The sequence below is a fragment of the Bradyrhizobium cenepequi genome (genome assembly GCF_020329485.1).
In the GTDB taxonomy this organism is placed as follows: domain Bacteria; phylum Pseudomonadota; class Alphaproteobacteria; order Rhizobiales; family Xanthobacteraceae; genus Bradyrhizobium; species Bradyrhizobium cenepequi.
This window is the reverse complement of the sequence record NZ_JAGKJI010000083.1, coordinates 1-18,547: the sequence shown is the minus strand read 5'-3', so window position 1 is coordinate 18,547 and position 18,547 is coordinate 1. Positions and strand designations below refer to the sequence as shown.

Below are 18,547 nucleotides of genomic sequence, written 5' to 3'. Positions count from 1 at the left end.
GGATCGCGGCGGCTGGCCTCCTCAAGCTTGGCCTTCAGCCGCTCTGCTGCGGCTTCGGCGGCATCGCGTTCTCCCGCCGTGGTCGCGCCGAAATATAGCGCCTCCACCTTCTTTAGCCGCTCCCGAAGCTGGTCTTCAATCAGCATAACCTCGCTCCTCAAGCAAACGAGGCCATCGCACGAACCGGCCGTCAATCGCGGAAAACACGCCGTCCACACATCATCGCACCGCAGCCATGGGATACCCACACCGGTTCCGCCAGAACCAAGGGGCCCCGCGGCCTTGGGCGGACGCTTACGAACATCCACGCGAGAAACGCTTCGATGAGGGTCAACACAATGATGACGAGGATCAGCTCCTCCGACAGAATGATCCTTCGAGACGCCGCTGCGCGGCTCCTCAGGATGAGGTCGGATTTCGCGGCGAAATCTTAGACCCTCATGGTGAGGAGCCGCGCAGCGGCATCTCGAGACGATGCTGCGCATCGCTCGGAGAACCATGAGGCCCGCCTCGTTCACAGCCACCAAACTATATGCGATAGCCCTGCGGTCCAGCGAGACCAAACCCGGATTGGCCTGCGTTGGCTAGCTCGCTGTCTGGAGCTGGACCTCGCCCTTGTTCAAGAAGCAGGTCTTGTTAAACAGCCGCAGGTCGAGCGGGTTGGGTAGTCGGACATTTCGAATGCCCGGACACCGCTTCTTCGACGGATCGTACGATCGATCAATCTGTGAGATGCAGACGATGATCAGTCCCCGCTCGCGCGCAAACGACTTCAGCACGCGAACCTGCTCTGCCAGTTCGGGGTTTTCACGTTTCTGATCCAGGAGCTGCAGATAGTCCACCACGACCAGGGTGCCGCGAGCCGCTGTCGCCAGCATCCTCGTGATGTAATCGGCACTTATTGCATCGGAGCAGTCGAGTTCGAACAGCCCATCAAACTGCGCGTACTCTACTCCGATTGCGCGGAAGCGATCCAGAACGTCCTTTTCCGTATACTCCAGCGTGAAGAACACGGCCCGATTGCCAGATTTCATGGCCTCAATGGCGAGTTCGAGGCTCATCAGGGTCTTGCCCTGGCCCGGGCGCGCGCCCACCAGCACCAGGTCACCAGGTTTCAATCGGGCAAGCAGCTTGCCCGCGGGCCTGGACGCGGATAGTTTCGCCGCGAGGAAGCTCCAATCACGATAGCCTTCCTGAAGGGCTACGCGGTCGAGCGCGACATGAAGTGGAATGCGTTCTTCGCGGGACAAGCGTTTGGCTTTGCGCTTCAAACGGTAAATCGGCGCAGACAGCTTCATCGGCAACCTCCTATTGCGAGCAATCTTCGCAACCCCTCCTTATGCTTGGCGCTCGAACAGTCGGTTCGATGATGAGTAGCCCCGTATGAACGATACTTTCCCAAGTGGAGGGGGGAGGCGTGGGCCGCGCGCGAATCGGATGATAGCTCAATCCGCGCTGGAGGGGAATTGCGTGCAGCATCACCAGAGAGCGGCCTCATCAGGCGATGTGATGATGTTGATGCCGATCGTGTCCTAGGAGCAGCCGCCGCGCGGAACGCTGCCGCTACCCACCGAATTAACCACGGAGCATCTGAAATTCGCCGAAGGGCAGAGGTCCTACATCTCGTCGCAAATACTCAAGAAACCGGTAGACAATCTCGTCGGCCAATTGAAACACTTCGCCGCGCTCCTGGTCACTCATACTGGAGGGCTTTCCATCACGGGGATGGTCAGCGTGCCGTTTGATTTTTTCGGAGGCGGATCGATCCAGCAGGAGCGATTCATTCAACCGTTCCCAGGCTTGCTTATCCGTCTTGATCGTGTCGTTCTTCATTGATTGCATCATCGCCTCGACGGCGCGATAGCAATAGAAACCCGTTCCGATTGCATCCCGCATCGCCAACTGAAGGTCCCTCAAGACCATCTGAGCTGGGATACTTGCAGAGACCGTGAGGAATAGGTCACTGTCGATTTCAGGTCGCCTATGCGGATTCTTGCGCATTGCGAGTGCAGGAATTTGCACCCCGAAGACATGGGATTCGCCGGTATCTGGGCAGCAAGCCGATATAATGTCTACGTCGAAAACGCATCCGGAAATGTATCCTACAACGTCGGAAACCTGGTATGCGCAGTCCAATGCAATGTTCCGAAGCGAAGCAAGATCGGCTGAGCCTTTTGTTATCTTGAGTGTAACCACAACTTGTCCGACGTGGACAAAAGTCGAAAAGTCCGCTTCCACGCCGAAGTCTGCTTGTGACAAATGTCCTTTCAGAGGCTGCCCCCAGCTAACAGGATAACGCTCCGGTCGGATCTCTCCAAAAAAGGTCCAAACACTCATCTTTTTTTGTAGTCTGATTGCTCAGGATAGCCGGACGGCCGGGACACCGAACGATAACGTGTCAACCCTTATGCTAACGGAGATATCTCGACGTGCCTGGGGTAGAACTGGTCCGGTTAGAAACTGACCAACGCAACAAACTCCTCGGTATACCATCAATATAGCGATATGGCGGAGAGAGTGGGATTCGAACCCACGGTACGGTTTCCCGCACACACGCTTTCCAAGCGTGCGCCTTAAGCCACTCGGCCATCTCTCCGGAAGCGCCCTCTCTTGAAGGGATGGGGCGGATTTTGCAAGGGAGAGAGGGCCAGGAAGGCGAAATTTCCTTAAGTTTTTGGAACGGCTTGGCTTTTTGGTAGGATCGGCGGGCAGGATCGGGGCGCGGGTTCGGCGGCTTGAACCCGGCGCCGGCCGCCGGCGACGACCGCAAGGCAAATCAGTGGTAGAGGGCGGCATGAAGCGGACATTTGCAATTCTCGGCCTGGTCATGGCGGTGGCTGCGGGCGCCGGCCCGGCGCTGGCGCAAAGCTGCAGCAAGGCGGGCACGGACGTGAGCTGCGACGACGGGCGGCGCGGGCTGCTTTCGGGCGACACCATCGTCTGGAGCGACGGCACGCGCTCAAGCCTGACCTCGCCGCATCCGAGCGTGATCGTCGGCAACCGGTCCTCGGTCAGGGTCGGGCAAGGCGTGTTCGTCGGCAAGGGCAGCGGCGTGGTGCCGATGGAGAATCCGAGCGACCCGCGGCGGGCGCGCTGCCCGGTGCTCGATGGCGTGCCGTATTGTTATTGATCGGATGAGTTGTCCGCACTTGCAGTGACGTGGGCGGCAATGAACGCCCTCATCCCGAGGGGCCGCGAAGCGGCGTCTCGAGGGATGGGCCATGGGCACCTCACTCTCCGTCATTCCGGGGCGTGCGCAGCGCGAGCCCGGAATCCATTCGTCCATTTGCGCAGGCGGTGATATGGATTCTCTGATGTGCAATTGCACATCATAGCTCATCGCTTCGCGATGCCCCGGAATGACGGAGGAAAATTCATCAGCGATTCCAAAGTGATTTGCCCCGTCCAGCCTTCACGCAAAAACATTCCGCTTCCGTCGTCGGGCAAATCAGTGATTTAACTCCGCGCGTCTCACCGCAGATGAGGGGCGGCTCGCGATCGTCACGAACGTTGCGGTGAGATGCGGTGGACGCGGGTGTTGCGACTGACGAGCGTGACTATCCGTGGACGGCGAAGTCGTGTGGTTCTGGCGCCCCGGCGCTGGCGCTAAGTTTCTTGCGCGAAGCAAGTTCGCGCGAGAGATGACGGTGGCAAGAAAGCCCGGTCACCGGGAAGAGCACGAAGTAAGCCGTAAACCACTGCGCAGGGAAAGCCGGTGTTGCTCCGGTTGACCTGTGGTCCTACCCCCGTGCTTTTTGTTGCACGGGGCCCACGGGTGCAACCGGCACCCGGCTTTCCCTGCGCCCTCTGATATCGAGGAGGGCGGAAAGCGACGCAAACCTCGGACGTATCACGTCGCGAGAACGCGGACTCGCATCCTCACGCTATTTGCATCCGACGCAGGATGGGTAGAGCGTAGCGAAACCCATCATCGCGTGGCTTGCTCCATCGCGATGGGTTTCGCTTCGCTCTACCCATCCTACGAGAGGCTGTTTGACATTTTGAATCAGAAACGCTCGCCCGTCATCCCGGGCTTTCGCCGGGATGACATGGATGGGCGGCGAATAAAATCGCGATGGAGCGGCTAGTGAATGCGCGCGCTGCGGAAGGGCCAGTGCGTGGCTTCGGCCAGCGGCGGAGAACGCTCGGGCCTTTCGTCGCCGGTGTCCTGCAGCGCCTCGACGAAATCGGCGAACCACTGCTGGATGGTATGGGTGCTGATCCTATCCATCATCGCTTCCCAGCGCAGCCGCCGCTCGGCGAGCGGCATCGACAGCGCGTTGGCAATGGTGCGCGCCATGCCGTCGACGTCGTGCGGGTTGACGATCAGCGCCGCGTCGAGCTCGTTGGCGGCACCGGCGAATTTCGACAGCACCAGCACGCCGGGGTCGGCCGGATTTTGCGCGGCGACATATTCCTTGGCGACAAGGTTCATGCCGTCCTGCAACGGAGTCACCACGCCGACCTGTGCCGTGCGGTAGAGGCCGGCGAGCACCGCCTGGCTGAAGCCCTTGTTGAGGTAGCGGATCGGCGTCCAGTCGACCTCGCCATGGATGCCGTTGACGTCGGTAACGAGCTTTGCCACCTCGCTCTGCAGATTGCAGTAGGCCTCGATGCCGCCGCGCGACGGGGTCGCGATCTGCAACAGCGAGATCGTGCGCTTCAGCGAAGGATGCATCGTCCACATCCGGTCGAACGCCTTGATGCGGTTGATCAGGCCCTTCGAATAGTCGAGCCGGTCGACGCCGATCGCGAGCCGCTCGCCATTGAGGCTGCGGCGCAATCGCGAGACGTCGGGATGGGTCATCGCCTTGGTCGCCTGCTGCGCGAACTTGTCGGGATCGATGCCGATCGGGAAGACCGCCGCGCGGGTGCGCCCGTAGCGCGAGGTCACGCTGCCACCCCGCACCACGAGCCCGAGATCGGCTTCGACGTAGCGGAGGAAATTCTCGCAATCCTCCTCGGTCTGGAAGCCGATGAGATCATAGGCGAGCATCGCCTCGATCAGCTCGCGATGATGCGGTACGCCTTCGATCACCGCGCGCGCCGGCCACGGCGTGTGCAGGAAGAAGCCGATCGGCTTGTCGATACCGAGGTCGCGCAGCTCCGCGCCGAGCGCGAGGAAATGGTAGTCCTGGATCCAGAACACCGAATCCTCTTTGCGGAAGCGCAGCAGCGCGCGCGCCATGAACGCGTTCACCTCGCGGTAGCTAGCATAGTCCTCCTCCGAGGCGCGGATCAGGTCGGCGCGCGAATGCAGCGCCGGCCACAACGCGGAGTTGGCAAAGCCTTCGTAGTAGCCGCCGTAATGCGCGGCCGGCAGATCGAGCATCGCCAGCGCACCGGCACCGAGCGCTTCCACCTCCGCGAATGGTTCCTTCTGGTTCCCATCCCGGACACGGCCGCTGGAGCCGACCCAGATCGCGCCGGACTTCTCGACTACAGGCAAAAGGGCAGCGGCGAGGCCGCCCGTCATGGGTTCATTGGGTTTTCCACGCGCAACACGGTTTGAAACGACGACGAGGTTCAAGGGGTCCCCTCCCGTTGGGCACTCGTGTATTAACAGCCATTCATCAATATGGTTCCTGGCCACGCTTTCTCCGAATTGAAACCAAATTCAGGCACGGGGGCACGGAACCGGGCGTCAACTCACAAAAAGAAAATTTTTCGCGAGCAAGCTGCCGCCTATAGCAGGAACTGCGGTAATTTAGTGCCGATTTGCTGATGAGGGTTCGGCTAAGGCGCGGCGATTTCGCGCTCGTCATCGAGCAGATGCGCAAGGAATTCGCGCACGTCGCCCGGTGCATCGAAATGCCCGGCGACGCCCTTGGCGCGACGGCCGACGGAGAAGGCGAGCCCATCAATCTCGGGCATGATCGCGAATACCGTCTCGTCAGTGACATCATCGCCGATGAAGAACGGCTTGCGGCCCTTGAACGGCGGATGCTTCATCAGTTCGCGCACGCCCGTCGCCTTGGTGAAGCCGACGAGCTTGATCTCGCAGACCTGCTTGCCCGGCAGCACCTCGATCGGCGCGTCGGGCAGATCGGCGCGGATCAGCGACACCGCCTCATAGATCGCCCGCTCCGCATGCGGCGCGAGGCGATAGTGCAGCGCCAGCGAGTAGCCCTTGTCCTCGAGCAGAATGCCCGGGCTCAACCTGGCGATAGCGGCCAAACGGCGCTTCAACTCCTTGTCCAGCGTCGGCGCGTGGCCCGCATCGCCGTTGCCCTGCGGATCGAGCCGCATCTCCGCGCCATGGCCGCCGATTGCAGGGAAGACATCGGGTGCAAAGATCAGGTCAAGATCGTTCACCGAACGGCCGCTGACCAGCGCCAGCGCACCGCCGGTGCGCTCGAGCAGGCGGTGGAGCGTCTTCGCCAGACCGGGCGGCACCCAGACCTCGCGCGGCGTCGGCGCAAAATCGAGAAGAGTGCCATCGACGTCGAGCAGGACCGCGGTCTCGCTCAGATGCCCGACCAGCGCGCTCGGCACCGGCACGGTTTCCAGCGACGCTTCGTCCTCGGGGACCAATTCTTCATCCAGCGGCATGTCAGCCAGTTCCTCAGTCATCTCATTCTACTCCACAGCAGCTAGCGGCCGTGCGACAGTTTCGAGCGATTTTCGCTCCGCGGCGACGGCGTAGCGCCACGCGACGAAAGCCGCGACGACCATGAGCGCCGACCCCAGAAGGTAGCCGGCAAAGACGGAATTGCGCGATCCGGTATCGATCAGCGCGCCGAACAATGCAGGTCCGATCACGCCGCCGATGCCCGTGCCGACCGCGTAGAACAGCGCGATCGCGAGCGCCCGCACCTCAAGCGGAAACGTCTCGCTCACGGTGAGATAGGCGGCGCTCGCGGCGGGCGAAGCAAAGAAGAAGATCACCATCCAGGCGATCGTCTGGCCCTGCGCACTCAGCGCGCCGATCGAGAACAGATAGCCCGAGATCGCGAGCAGCAGGCCCGACACGCCATAGGTCAGCGTGATCATGGTGCGGCGTCCCAGCGTATCGAACAGCCGGCCGAGCACGAGGGGGCCCAGAAAGTTGCCGGCGGCAAAGGGCAGGATGTACCAGCCGACATGGCTGGCGGGGATGCCGAAGAAATCGGTCAGCACCAGCGCGAAGGTGAAGAAGATCGCGTTGTAGAAGAACGCCTGGGCGCTCATCAGCACGAGCCCGACCACCGCGCGCTGGCGATAGGCGACCAGCAGCGTATGCGCCACTTCGCGGAGCGGCGTGTGGTCGCGCATCCTGAGCTTGATCTTCGGCAGCGCCTGCGACTGCGCGTCGACTTCGCCGTTCACCGAGCGCTCGATATCGTCGACGATTTGATGCGCTTCGTCGGGGCGGCCGTGAATCATCAGCCAGCGCGGGCTTTCCGGAATCCACATCCGCATCACGAACACGATGAGGCCAAGGCCAGCGCCGGTAAAATAAGCGAGCCGCCAGCCAAGATCGGGATTGATCACGGCGGGATCGAGCAGGACGATCGCGCTGACGGCGCCGATCGCAGCACCGATCCAGAAGCTGCCGTTGATGACGAGATCGGTCCAGCCGCGATAGCGCGCCGGGACCAGTTCCTGGATGGTCGAGTTGATCGCGGTGTATTCGCCGCCGATGCCGGCGCCGGTCAGAAAGCGAAACAGCGCGTAGCTTGCGACGTTCCACGACAGCGCGGTCGCGGCGGTCGCGCTCAGATAAAGCGCGAGCGTGATGAAGAACAATTTCTTGCGGCCGATGCGGTCGGTGAGCCAGCCAAAACCGATTGCGCCCAGCACCGCGCCGGCGAGATAAGCGCTGTTGGCGAAACCGACATCGAAGTTGGAGAATTGCAGCGTCGGGCTTTCCTTCAGCGCCCCCGACAGCGCGCCGGCGAGCGTGACCTCGAGCCCGTCGAGGATCCAGGTGATGCCGAGCGCCGTCACCACGCGGGTATGAAAGCCGCTCCAATAGAGATTATCGAGACGCACGGGGATCGAGGTCTCGATGATGCGATCATGATCCTGCGACGGCGGCGCGTCAGCGCCACGCGTTGCAGAAGCAGTTGCTGGACTGGGCTGGATCGGCTGCAAATCCATCACGGAACCAATAAGAAACTACCTCGGAACGCAGCTTGCCCCAAGGTGCCCATCCCCAAAGTTTGCGGCAAACAGATGCCCGCCACACACGACAACGTCCGCGAAGCCACCTGGTTCCCGCATCGCGGCATAGGAACCCAAGCGGATTTGCAGATGTTTCCACCAGAGAACAGGAGCTTGCAATGGCAGCACGTCGCAAAACCACCGCACGAAAAACTACCGCACGAAAAGGGGCGACGAGAAAGACAACCACCGCGCGGCGAAAGGCCGGCACGCGCAAGACATCATCACGCCGCTGGTCGCAGCGGGTGACGCAGCGAAGCGACGCGCTCGATCTCGACCGCGGCGTGTTCAAGCAAACCAGCGCGAAGAAGATCGCGACATCGCTGAAGCGCTCCGCCGAGCGAAGCAACCGCCGTAAGGCCGGAGCCTACCGCTCGGCGCTGTCGATGCTGACCTTCTACATCAACCGCGCCGGCAAGACGCTGCCGCAGGCGCAGCGTGCGCGGCTCGAACGCGCGAAGCTGGAGCTGAAGCACCAGTTCGGACGGGAGTGAATTTCGTCGTGTGAAGACTTACGCCGCGCGGATGTTCCCCATGAAGCGGTCGAGCTCGTCGCGCAGCCGCGTGCTTTCGGTGGACAGCGAGCGCGCCGAGTTCAGCACCTCCTCCGACGCCGAACCGGTCTCGGTGGCGCCGCGGTTGACGAGCGTGACGCTGGTGGCGGCTTCCTGCGTGCCCTGCGCGACATTCTGCACGCTGCGGGCGATCTCCTGCGTCGCCGTGCTCTGTTGTTCGACCGCGCCCGCGATATTCGCGGCGATCTCGGAGATCTGGCCGATGGTGTCGCCGATCTCCTTGATTGCGGCAACGGACTCTTGCGTCGCCGACTGCATGCCCGAGATGTGACTGGAAATCTCCTCGGTCGCCCGCGCGGTCTGGCTGGCGAGCGATTTCACCTCGGAGGCGACCACCGCAAAACCGCGGCCGGCATCGCCGGCGCGTGCCGCTTCGATCGTCGCGTTCAGCGCCAGCAGATTGGTCTGCTCGGCGATGGCGGTGATCAGCTTGACCACATCGCCAATCTGTTGCGCGGCGAGCGAGAGCTTGCCGATACGGGTGTCGGTCTGTTCGGCCTGCCGCACCGCAGCATCGGCGATCCGGCTGGACTCCTTCACGCGCCGCCCGATCTCATCGACGGAAGCCGATAACTCTTCGGTAGCAGAAGCCACCGACTGCATGTTGCTGGACGCCTCCTCGGAAGCACCCGCCACCTGGCTTGAAAGGTTCTGCGTAGTTTCCGCCGTCCGCGTCAGCGTCCCTGCCGCAGTCTCGAGCTGCACCGCTGAGGCCGAGACATTGCCGACGATCGAGCCGACCGCCGCCTCGAACTCGTCGGCAAAGCGGATCAGTTCGGCACGGCGCGCTGCCGCGCTCGCCTTGTTCTGCGCTTCCTGGCTTGCGGCATCGCGCTCGGCCTTGGCGACCGCCTGGAGCTTGAATTCCTCCACCGCGCCAGCCATCTCGCCGAGTTCGTCCTTGCGGCCAAGCCCCGGCAGCACGACCTCGAAATTACCGGCGGCGAGCTCGCGCATCGCGCCGCACATCGCCCGGATCGGGCGGGAAATGCCGGTTCCCAGCAGCAAGGCGAGCGCCGCGCCGAGCACGAAGCCACCGGCGGCAAGCATCAGGATCAACCGCTCGGTCGCACCGATCGTTGCGTCAGATTCGGTTTCCATGCGCTTCTGGTCGGCGAGCAGGTCGGATTTCATCACGCCGGAGCCCTCGTTGATGGCAGCCGCGGATTCCGTCATCTCGATGGTCAGCTCGTCGATCGACTTCGAGTTCTCGATCAGCTTCGAGAGCGCCTCCCGGTACTCTTCCAGCATCTTCGTCAGCTCTTTCAGCGCGGCAACGATCTTCTCGTCGGTCGAGGAGATCGCCTTCAGCGAGTTCTCGACGAATTTCAGCCGCGCCAGGCCGCTCGTGGCGGTGATCTTGTCGGAATTGACCACAAACGTATTGGCGAGCGCGGTCGCTGCCTGGAACTGCGTGGCGACCTGCTTGGCACCCATCTCAACGGCGGACAGACCGGCTTCGGCCGCGTTGGAGGCGAGATCGTCGAGTTTGTAACGCAGCGAGTTGCCGCCGCGGGCGAGCTGGTTCTGCGCGATCAGCCCGCTCTCCTCCTTGACCTTCAGGATCTCGGCAAAGATCTTGGTAAAGGCGCGGAACTCGCGCTCGAGCTTCGTCAGCTGCTGGACCCGCGTCGAGTCGGTGGTGCCCTTCATCGCCTGAAGGATGGCTTCTTTGAGGCTGGCTTCGGCCGCGAGCGCCGCCTTGCCGTCCTCCTCCTTGCCGGTCAGCACATAGTAGCGCGCCAACGAACGGTAAGAGATCAGCTCGCGATCAATATTGCGCGCCAGATCGGCTTCCCGGACGCTCGCGCGATAGGCGCCGACGCCGGCCGAGACACGCTCAAAGCCGAGATAGGCGAAGCCCATGCTGGCTGCCGTAATCGCCAGCACCGCGGCAAAGCCCAAGATGATCTTCGCACGAAATCGAAGGGTCGGCATTCGCGACCCCACACGCCCCAGCAGCCCCACCCTTAACCCCCGTCTTCGTTCTGAAAACAAGCAACGTCCGGAAAGCGTTGCCCGGATCCGACGCGCAAAACTAGGGCAGAATGGATAAGAGCTAGTAAATTCGGCAGACATTTCGGAGAGGTTGTGGCGTACGCCTCCGGAGCCGCGCCGCCGATGTCATCGCCGTGACAAAGGTAGCGAAAATCGTAGTTGCCAAGGTCCTCGCCGCTGTTTCTAATTGGAATAATTAAAAGCAGTGTGGAGGAACGACGCGTGTCTACAGTCAAGCTGACGGTAAACGGTAAAGCGGTATCCGTCGACGTCGAGGACCGAACCCTCCTCGTCCATCTCCTGCGCGAAAACCTGAATCTGACCGGAACCCACGTCGGCTGCGATACCAGCCAGTGCGGCGCCTGTATCGTCCATATCGACGGTCGGGCGGTGAAATCCTGCACCGTGCTGGCGGGCCAGGCGGCGGGCTCGAACGTCACCACCATCGAAGGTATCGCCAAAGGCGACGAATTGCACCCGATGCAGGCGGCATTCCGCGACAATCACGGCCTGCAGTGCGGCTACTGCACGCCGGGCATGATCATGTCGGCGATCGACATCGTCAATCGCTTCGGCGGCCAGCTCGACGAGGCGACCGTTCGCCACGAGCTGGAAGGCAATATCTGCCGCTGCACCGGCTACCACAACATCGTCAAGGCCGTGCTGGATGCCGCTGGCCGCATGAAGGTCGCGCAGGCGGCGGAATAGCCGCCGCTGGCCATCGTCTCTTCGTCAAACGCCGCGCTTCGAAGGAAGCAGCGGCACATAACATCTCCGGTCGGGAGGAATTCACAATGGGCATCGAAGGCATCGGCGCAAGCGTCGTCCGCAAGGAAGACCGCCGTTTCATCACCGGCAAGGGCCGCTACGTCGACGACATCAAACTGGTGGGCATGACCTATGCCCATTTCATCCGCAGCCCGCACGCCCACGCGAAGGTGAAGGGCATCGATTCAGGGGAAGCCTTGAAAAAGCCGGGCGTGATCGCGGTGCTGACGGGCCAAGAGATCGTCGCCGACAAGGTCGGCAACCTGATCTGCGGCTGGGCCATCACCTCGAAGGACGGCTCGCCGATGAAAATGGGAGCGTGGCCGGCAATGGCGCCGGAGACCGTGCGCTTCGTAGGCCAGGCGGTCGCAGTCGTGATCGCCGAGACCAAGAACCAGGCCCGCGACGCTGCGGAAGCCGTGGTAGTCGAGTATGAAGAGCTGCCGGCAGTGGCTGATATCAGGGCCGCGATCAAACCGGGCGCGCCGCAGCTGCATCCGGAAGCGCCGGGCAATGTGGTCTACGACTGGCATCTCGGTGACGAGGCCGCGGTCAAGGACGCCTTCAGCAAGGCGGCGAATGTGGTGACGCTGGAGCTCACCAATAACCGCCTCGTGCCCAACGCGATGGAGCCGCGCTCTGCCGTCGCACAATATGACGATGCGGAGGAGCATTTCACACTCTATACGACCTCGCAGAACCCGCATGTCGCCCGTCTCGTGCTCTCGGCCTTCTACAATATCGCGCCCGAGCACAAGCTGCGTGTGATTGCGCCCGACGTTGGCGGCGGCTTCGGCTCCAAGATCTACATCTATCCCGAAGAGATGGTGGCGCTGTGGGCTTCCAAGAAGGTCAGCCGCCCGGTGAAATGGACCGGCGACCGTTCGGAGGCCTTCCTGACCGATGCGCATGGCCGCGACCATGTCTCGAAGGCCGAGATGGCATTCGACAAGGACAACAAGATCCTCGGTCTCCGCGTCAAGACCCACGCCAATTTCGGCGCCTACATGTCGCTGTTCTCGTCGGCGGTGCCGACCTATCTCTACGCGACCCTGCTGTCGGGCCAATATGTCATCCCAGCGATCTATGCGGAGGTGATGGGCGTCTATACCAACACCACGCCGGTCGATGCCTATCGCGGCGCGGGTCGTCCCGAAGCGAGCTACCTACTCGAGCGGATGATGGAGACCGCTGCGCGGCAGTTGAAGGTTGATCCGACCGAACTGCGGAAGAAGAACTTCATCACCCAGTTCCCATACCAGACGCCGGTCATCATGACCTATGACACTGGCGACTTCCATGCCTCGATCGACGCCGCGATGAAGGCGATCGACTATGCCGGCTTCCCTGCCCGCAAGGCGAAGGCGAAAGCGGACGGCAAGCTGCGCGGCATCGGTGTGTCCTGCTACATAGAGGCGTGCGGGATCGCACCGTCGAAGGCGGTCGGCAGCCTGGGAGCCGGCGTCGGGCTGTGGGAATCGGCTGAAATCCGCGTCAACCCGGTCGGCACTATCGAGGTGCTGACCGGCACGCATAGCCACGGCCAAAGCCACGAGACGACCTTCTGCCAGATCATCGCGGAACGCCTCGGGGTCCCCATCAGCCAGGTCTCGATCGTCCATGGCGATACCGACAAGGTGCAGTTCGGCATGGGCACTTACGGCTCGCGCTCGATCGCGGTCGGTGGCGCAGCCATCGTGAAGGCGATGGAAAAGGTCGAAGCCAAGGCCAAGAAGATCGCCGCGCACGCGCTGGAGGCTTCCGAGAACGACATCGTGATCAAGAATGGCGAGTTCAAGGTCACCGGCACCGATAAGTCGATCGCGCTGCCGATGGTCGCGCTCGCCGCCTATACCGCGCACAATCTGCCTGATGGCATGGAGCCGGGGTTGAAAGAGACCGCGTTCTACGACCCCACCAACTTCACCTTCCCGGCCGGCGCCTATATCTGCGAGCTCGAGGTCGATCCGGCGACCGGCAAGACGACCTTCGTCAACTTCGTGGCGGCGGATGATTTCGGACGGCTGATCAACCCGATGGTCGTCGCGGGCCAGGTCCATGGCGGACTCGCCCAAGGCATCGGCCAGGCGCTGCTCGAAGGCGCCGTTTACGACAGCAACGGCCAGCCGGTCACGGCATCCTTCATGGATTACACCATGCCGCGCGCCGACGACCTGCCGTCGTTCCAGATCTCGCACACCACAACGCTGTGCCCGGGCAACCCGCTCGGCGTCAAGGGTTGCGGCGAGGCCGGCGCGATCGGCGCATCGGCCGCCGTAATCAATGCAATCACGGATGCGATCGGCAACAACAAGTTAGAGATGCCGGCGATGCCCGATCGCGTCTGGCACGCCATTCACGGCTAACGAGGAGCGCAACAATGTACGAGACCATTTATCATCGCGCTTCATCGGTCGACGAAGCGGCAGCCCTGTTCGCCAAAGGTGAGGAGCCGAAATATCTCGCCGGCGGCCACACGCTGATCCCCGTGATGAAGCAGCGGCTCGCCTCGCCATCTGACGTCATCGACCTCGGCAAGATCAAGGAATTGATCGGCGTGGAAGCGACCGCCGATGCGCTGACGATCAAGGCGGCGACGCCGCATTCTGACGTGGCGCAGAGCAGCGCGGCGCAAAAGGCGATCCCTGCGATCGCCTTTCTCGCCTCGCTGATCGGCGATCCCGCGGTGCGCCATCGCGGCACGATCGGCGGCTCGCTCGCCAACAACGATCCAGCCGCCGACTACCCGGCCGCAGTGCTGGCGCTCGGCGCCACCATCAAGACCAACAAGCGCACGATCGCAGCCGATGATTTCTTCCAGGGCCTGTTCGCGACAGCCCTCGAGGACGGCGAGATCATCACGGCGGTGTCGTTCCCGATTCCGGCCAAGGCGGGGTATGCCAAATTCCCACACCCTGCCTCGCGCTTTGCGCTGACCGGCGTGTTCGTCGCCAAGACGAAGTCGGGTGATGTCCGTGTTGCTGCGACCGGCGCATCCCAAAGTGGCGTCATGCGCGTTGGCCCCATCGAGACGGCGCTGAAGGCGAACTGGTCGGCATCCGCTCTCGACAACGTGCAAATTCCGTCCGCCGGATTGCTCAGCGACATCCACGGCTCCGCCGACTACCGCGCCAACCTCATCAAGGTGATGGCGCAGCGCGCAGTGACAGCGGCAGGCTGATCCAGAACATCCTACCTTCGCTCATCATAACGGCGCGCAGCGATGCGCGCCGTTCATGCTTTCGGCGAGCGAACTTGCGGAAAAGGCGCTTGCCACGCAACACATATGGCGAGACAATTTAGCTAATCGGCTAATTAAAACGGGATGGAAACGTGCTCGATAAACCCGCCCCACAATCCGCTGTCCGCGCCACCGGCCCGCTCGCCGGCTTTCGCATCGTCGAATTCGCAGGCATCGGCCCCGGCCCATTTGCCTGCATGATGCTGGCAGATATGGGCGCCGAGGTCATCACACTCGACCGCGTCGGCGCCGGCAAGAATCTCAAGGGCGTTTCGACGCGTGGGCGCAAGGTCGTCGAGCTCGACCTCAAGGACAAGGCCGCGGTGGCGCAGGTGCTCGATCTCCTCGCCAATGCCGATGCACTGATCGAGGGCTTTCGTCCCGGCGTGATGGAGCGGCTCGGTCTCGGCCCTGACGTCGTGCTCGCCCGCAACCCGAAGCTGGTCTATGGCCGCATGACCGGTTGGGGCCAGGAGGGTCCGCTCGCCAACGCGGCCGGCCACGACATCAACTACATCTCGATCACCGGCGCGCTGGCCGCGATCGGCACCAAAGAGAAGCCGGTGCCGCCGCTCAACCTGGTCGGCGATTTCGGCGGCGGCGCGCTCTACCTCGTGGTCGGTGTGCTCGCAGCGCTCTTGGAGGCATCGAAGTCCGGCAAGGGCCAGGTGGTCGACACCGCGATGTGCGACGGCGCGGCGTCGCTGATGTCGATGTTCTTTGACCTGACGGCCAACGGCCGCTGGGTGGAAGGGCGCGACCAGAATATGCTCGACGGCGGCGCGCACTTCTACGGCGTTTACGAGTGCTCCTGCGGCAATTTCGTCTCGGTCGGTTCGATCGAGCCGCAATTCTACGCCCTGCTGCGCAAGCACGCCGGCCTTAGCGAGGCCGCGTTCGATGCCCAGATGGACCGCAAGGCGTGGCCGACGCTGAAGCAGAAGCTCACGGAAATATTCAAGAGCAAGACGCGCGAAGAGTGGTGCAAGATCATGGAAGGCACCGACATCTGCTTCGCGCCGATCCTGACCATGGCGGAAGCCCCGAAACATCCACACATGGCCGCGCGAAAGGTATTCGTCGAGCGTCATGGCGTGACGCAGCCAGCGCCCGCCCCGCGCTTCTCGCGGACGCCGTCAGCGATCAGGGAGCCGGTGACAGCAGAGCTTGGTGACGTGCTGAGCGAGTGGAAACGATAACCGTCGTCTCCATCCGCTCGGCGTAGGGTGGGCAAAGCGCGGCGCGCCCACCATCCACGTTTGGTGCAAGAAAAGGTGGGCACGCTGTGCTTTGCCCCCCTACGGAATCCTCACGCCGCGTGATCGACTTTCAGCACGCCGCGGCGGATCTGATCTTCCTCGATCGATTCGAACAGAGCCTTGAAGTTGCCCTCGCCGAATCCATCGTCGCCCTTGCGCTGGATGAATTCGAAGAAGATCGGTCCGATCGCGTTCGCCGAGAAGATCTGCAGCAGCACCTTGGTCTGGCCGCCATCGACCACGCCCTCGCCGTCAATCAGGATGCCGTTCTTCTGCAGCCGCGCAACGTCCTCGCCATGCCCGGGCAGGCGCTTGTCGATCTTCTCGAAATAGGTGTCGGGCGGTGACGGCATGAACGGCAGGCCGGCCGCGCGCAGCGTCTCGATGGTCTGGTGGATGTCGCGCGCGCCGCAGGCGATGTGCTGGATGCCCTCGCCGCGGTAGAGGTTGAGATATTCCTCGATCTGCCCGGAATCGCCGGCGTCCTCGTTGATCGGAATCCGGATCTTGCCGTCCGGGCTGGTCAATGCCCGCGAGAACAGGCCAGAGGCGCGGCCCTCGATGTCGAAGAAGCGGATCTGGCGGAAGTTGAACAGTTTTGCGTAGAAGCCGGTCCAGACATCCATGCGGCCGCGATGGACGTTATGGGTGAGGTGATCGATGTAATAGAGCCCCGAGCCCTCAGGACGCGGGTTGTTCTCGCCGAGCCATGCGAACTCGAGATCATAGGCCGAGCCCTTCGCGCCGTAGCGATCGACCAGATAAAGCAGGCTGCCGCCGATGCCCTTGATCGCGGGAACATCGAGCGTCTTCTGCTCGGCAGCAATGTCAGCGGGCTCCGCGCCGAGCGACAGCGCGCGCTCATAGGCGCGCTTGGCATCGACTACGCGGAACGCCATCGACGGCGCGCACGGCCCATGCGCGGCGACGAAGTCATGGCCATGGGTGCCCGGCTCCTCATTGACGAGATAGTGGATGTCGCCCTGGCGATAGATCGTGATCTTCTTCGTCTTGTGGCGGGCGACCGGCACATAGCCCATCAGCTTGAACAGGCGGTGCAGCTCTTCCGGGTTGGGATGCGCGTATTCGACGAACTCGAAACCATCCGTGCCCATCGGATTGTCGGCGCTGATTTCGGCCGGCGGCGCATCGTGCGGAAACGGACCCATTGCGATTCTCCCTAGACTTGGCTTGACCGAATCTCCACCGGTCCGGCCGCAAGGTGCGTGCAAAATGGCGCGCGATGAGCTAGCATTATGCACAATCTGTGCATCGTAATGGCAAATAGCGCATGGTTCAGTTGGACACATTCGATCTCAAGCTGCTGGCCGCGCTGCAGGACGACGGCCGGCTGACCAACCAACAGCTCGCCGATCTCATCGGTCTGTCGGCCTCGCAATGCTCGCGGCGGCGGATGCGGCTGGAAGAGGAGAAGGTGATCTCGGGCTATCACGCCGACCTTGCCGGCGAAGTGCTCGGCTTCGAGCTGATCGCCTTCATCCAGATCACGCTGGCGACGCACTCGCCCGACAACGCGAAGAAATTTCGCGAGTTGGTGGGCCGCGTCGATGCGATCCAGGAGGCCTATTCGCTGACGGGAGACGCCGACTATCTCCTGAAGGCCGTGCTGCGCAATCTCAAGAGCCTGTCCGACATCGTCAACAACGTGCTGATGCCGCACCAGAGCGTCGCCCATGTGCGCTCTTCGATCGTGCTGGACAAGCTGAAGGAGCGCGCGAAATTGCCGTTGAGCACGATACAGAAATAGCATGGCGCAAATCGAGGGAATTCCGTCATTCGAATGGCGGACCAGTCTTGCGATGATACAACTCGCTCCATCATGAGAAACGACCATGGCGCTGCAACTGCGACCGAACTGCGAATATTGCGACAAGGACCTGCCGCCAAGCGCGACGGAGGCGATGATTTGCTCCTATGAATGCACCTTCTGTGCCGATTGCGTGGAGCACAAACTGTTCAACGTCTGCCCGAACTGCGGCGGCGGCTTCGCGCCGCGTCCGATAAGGCCATCGCAGGAATGGCGATCGGGCGTGTGTGCCGTCAAGCAAACGCCGTCGGAGAAGCGTGTGCATTTGAAGTACGGTGTCGAGGACATCGCCGCGCATTCGGCACGGCTGCGCGACATTCCGCCGGAGAAGCGCTAAAGTGGCCACACCATCATTGCGAGCGAAGCTGCGTAGGGTGGGCAAAGCGAAGCGTGCCCACCATCACGAGCGGAGTGCTTGAAGGTGGGCACGCTTCGCTTTGCCCACCTTCATATGGGGATTTGTGAGTCAAGGCCTTTCGATTGGCTTGAGTGAGGTTGGCACGGTGCGAGGGCGGCGCGCGGAGCCATGCGTAGCGCAGCGCGCCGACCGTGTTCCGGGCGAGGATTGGCTTCCGAAGATTTCTGCAGCTCACTGCATCACCTCATATCCGGTCGGACTGGTGTGGTCCGGACCCACATTCCGCATGCTTGCGGCGAGGAAGCCCTGAGGATGAGACCCATCTACAAAACGGCTGTTTGTTCGGCCCATGGGTGGCACGGTCATCATCCATCC

The 18,547-nt window shown here is 62.4% G+C and carries 15 protein-coding genes and 1 tRNA gene; 8 read left to right on the top strand and 8 right to left on the bottom strand.

The features are described from left to right. Nucleotides 1-584: 584 nt before the first annotated feature. The 3 genes from J6497_RS38550 to J6497_RS38540 form a co-directional block, all read right to left on the bottom strand. The gene (locus tag J6497_RS38550) at nt 585-1,298 is read right to left on the bottom strand and encodes a DNA helicase (RefSeq protein ID WP_225709397.1); all 714 of its coding nucleotides are present in this window, start codon (nt 1,296-1,298) and stop codon (nt 585-587) included. Nucleotides 1,299-1,575: 277 nt separating this feature from the next. Then, the gene (locus J6497_RS38545; protein WP_225709396.1) at nt 1,576-2,337 is read right to left on the bottom strand and encodes a DUF8168 domain-containing protein; all 762 of its coding nucleotides are present in this window, start codon (nt 2,335-2,337) and stop codon (nt 1,576-1,578) included. A gap of 169 nt (nt 2,338-2,506) precedes the next feature. Beyond that, nucleotides 2,507-2,596: transfer RNA gene (locus tag J6497_RS38540), tRNA-Ser, on the bottom strand. A gap of 198 nt (nt 2,597-2,794) precedes the next feature. Between J6497_RS38540 and J6497_RS38535 the strand changes: the two genes are divergently transcribed. After that, nucleotides 2,795-3,130, top strand: a complete 336-nt coding sequence (locus J6497_RS38535; protein ID WP_225709395.1) for a hypothetical protein — start codon at nt 2,795-2,797, stop codon at nt 3,128-3,130. Nucleotides 3,131-4,084: 954 nt separating this feature from the next. Here J6497_RS38535 and otsA read toward each other — a convergent pair. The 3 genes from otsA to J6497_RS38520 all read right to left on the bottom strand — a co-directional run bounded on the left by otsA (nt 4,085) and on the right by J6497_RS38520 (nt 8,082). Beyond that, on the bottom strand, nt 4,085-5,530 hold the full coding sequence (otsA, locus tag J6497_RS38530) for an alpha,alpha-trehalose-phosphate synthase (UDP-forming) (protein WP_225709394.1): 1,446 nt from the start codon (nt 5,528-5,530) through the stop codon (nt 4,085-4,087). 206 nt (nt 5,531-5,736) lie between these two features. Then, nucleotides 5,737-6,573 carry a trehalose-phosphatase gene (otsB, locus tag J6497_RS38525; protein ID WP_225709393.1) on the bottom strand — a complete coding sequence of 279 codons (837 nt, stop codon included), beginning with the start codon at nt 6,571-6,573 and terminating at the stop codon, nt 5,737-5,739. Between the two features lie 6 nt (nt 6,574-6,579). Next, on the bottom strand, nt 6,580-8,082 hold the full coding sequence (locus J6497_RS38520; protein WP_225709392.1) for an MFS transporter: 1,503 nt from the start codon (nt 8,080-8,082) through the stop codon (nt 6,580-6,582). A 182-nt stretch (nt 8,083-8,264) separates the two neighbouring features. On the opposite strand from J6497_RS38520, the gene J6497_RS38515 reads away from it, so the two are divergent. After that, the gene (locus J6497_RS38515; protein ID WP_225709391.1) at nt 8,265-8,639 is read left to right on the top strand and encodes a DUF3175 domain-containing protein; all 375 of its coding nucleotides are present in this window, start codon (nt 8,265-8,267) and stop codon (nt 8,637-8,639) included. A gap of 18 nt (nt 8,640-8,657) precedes the next feature. Here J6497_RS38515 and J6497_RS38510 read toward each other — a convergent pair whose 3' ends face one another. Then, complete coding sequence (locus J6497_RS38510) at nt 8,658-10,658, bottom strand: methyl-accepting chemotaxis protein (protein ID WP_225709390.1); 2,001 nt, start codon at nt 10,656-10,658, stop codon at nt 8,658-8,660. 282 nt (nt 10,659-10,940) lie between these two features. Between J6497_RS38510 and J6497_RS38505 the strand changes: the two genes are divergently transcribed. The 4 genes from J6497_RS38505 to J6497_RS38490 all read left to right on the top strand — a co-directional run bounded on the left by J6497_RS38505 (nt 10,941) and on the right by J6497_RS38490 (nt 15,926). Next, nucleotides 10,941-11,426: a (2Fe-2S)-binding protein gene (locus J6497_RS38505; protein ID WP_225709389.1), complete on the top strand. Its 486-nt coding sequence runs from the start codon at nt 10,941-10,943 to the stop codon at nt 11,424-11,426. 86 nt (nt 11,427-11,512) lie between these two features. After that, the gene (locus J6497_RS38500; protein WP_225709388.1) at nt 11,513-13,852 is read left to right on the top strand and encodes a xanthine dehydrogenase family protein molybdopterin-binding subunit; all 2,340 of its coding nucleotides are present in this window, start codon (nt 11,513-11,515) and stop codon (nt 13,850-13,852) included. Nucleotides 13,853-13,866: 14 nt separating this feature from the next. Next, on the top strand, nt 13,867-14,667 hold the full coding sequence (locus tag J6497_RS38495) for an FAD binding domain-containing protein (RefSeq protein ID WP_225709387.1): 801 nt from the start codon (nt 13,867-13,869) through the stop codon (nt 14,665-14,667). 152 nt (nt 14,668-14,819) lie between these two features. After that, entirely contained in the window at nt 14,820-15,926 is a 1,107-nt protein-coding gene (locus J6497_RS38490; RefSeq protein WP_225709386.1) for a CaiB/BaiF CoA transferase family protein, read from the top strand. 110 nt (nt 15,927-16,036) lie between these two features. Here J6497_RS38490 and hppD read toward each other — a convergent pair whose 3' ends face one another. Next, nucleotides 16,037-17,155: a 4-hydroxyphenylpyruvate dioxygenase gene (hppD, locus tag J6497_RS38485; protein WP_225709385.1), complete on the bottom strand. Its 1,119-nt coding sequence runs from the start codon at nt 17,153-17,155 to the stop codon at nt 16,037-16,039. 122 nt (nt 17,156-17,277) lie between these two features. On the opposite strand from hppD, the gene J6497_RS38480 reads away from it, so the two are divergent. Then, complete coding sequence (locus J6497_RS38480; RefSeq protein ID WP_225709384.1) at nt 17,278-17,754, top strand: Lrp/AsnC family transcriptional regulator; 477 nt, start codon at nt 17,278-17,280, stop codon at nt 17,752-17,754. An 85-nt stretch (nt 17,755-17,839) separates the two neighbouring features. After that, complete coding sequence (locus tag J6497_RS38475; protein WP_225709383.1) at nt 17,840-18,151, top strand: DUF1272 domain-containing protein; 312 nt, start codon at nt 17,840-17,842, stop codon at nt 18,149-18,151. Nucleotides 18,152-18,547 lie beyond the last annotated feature (396 nt).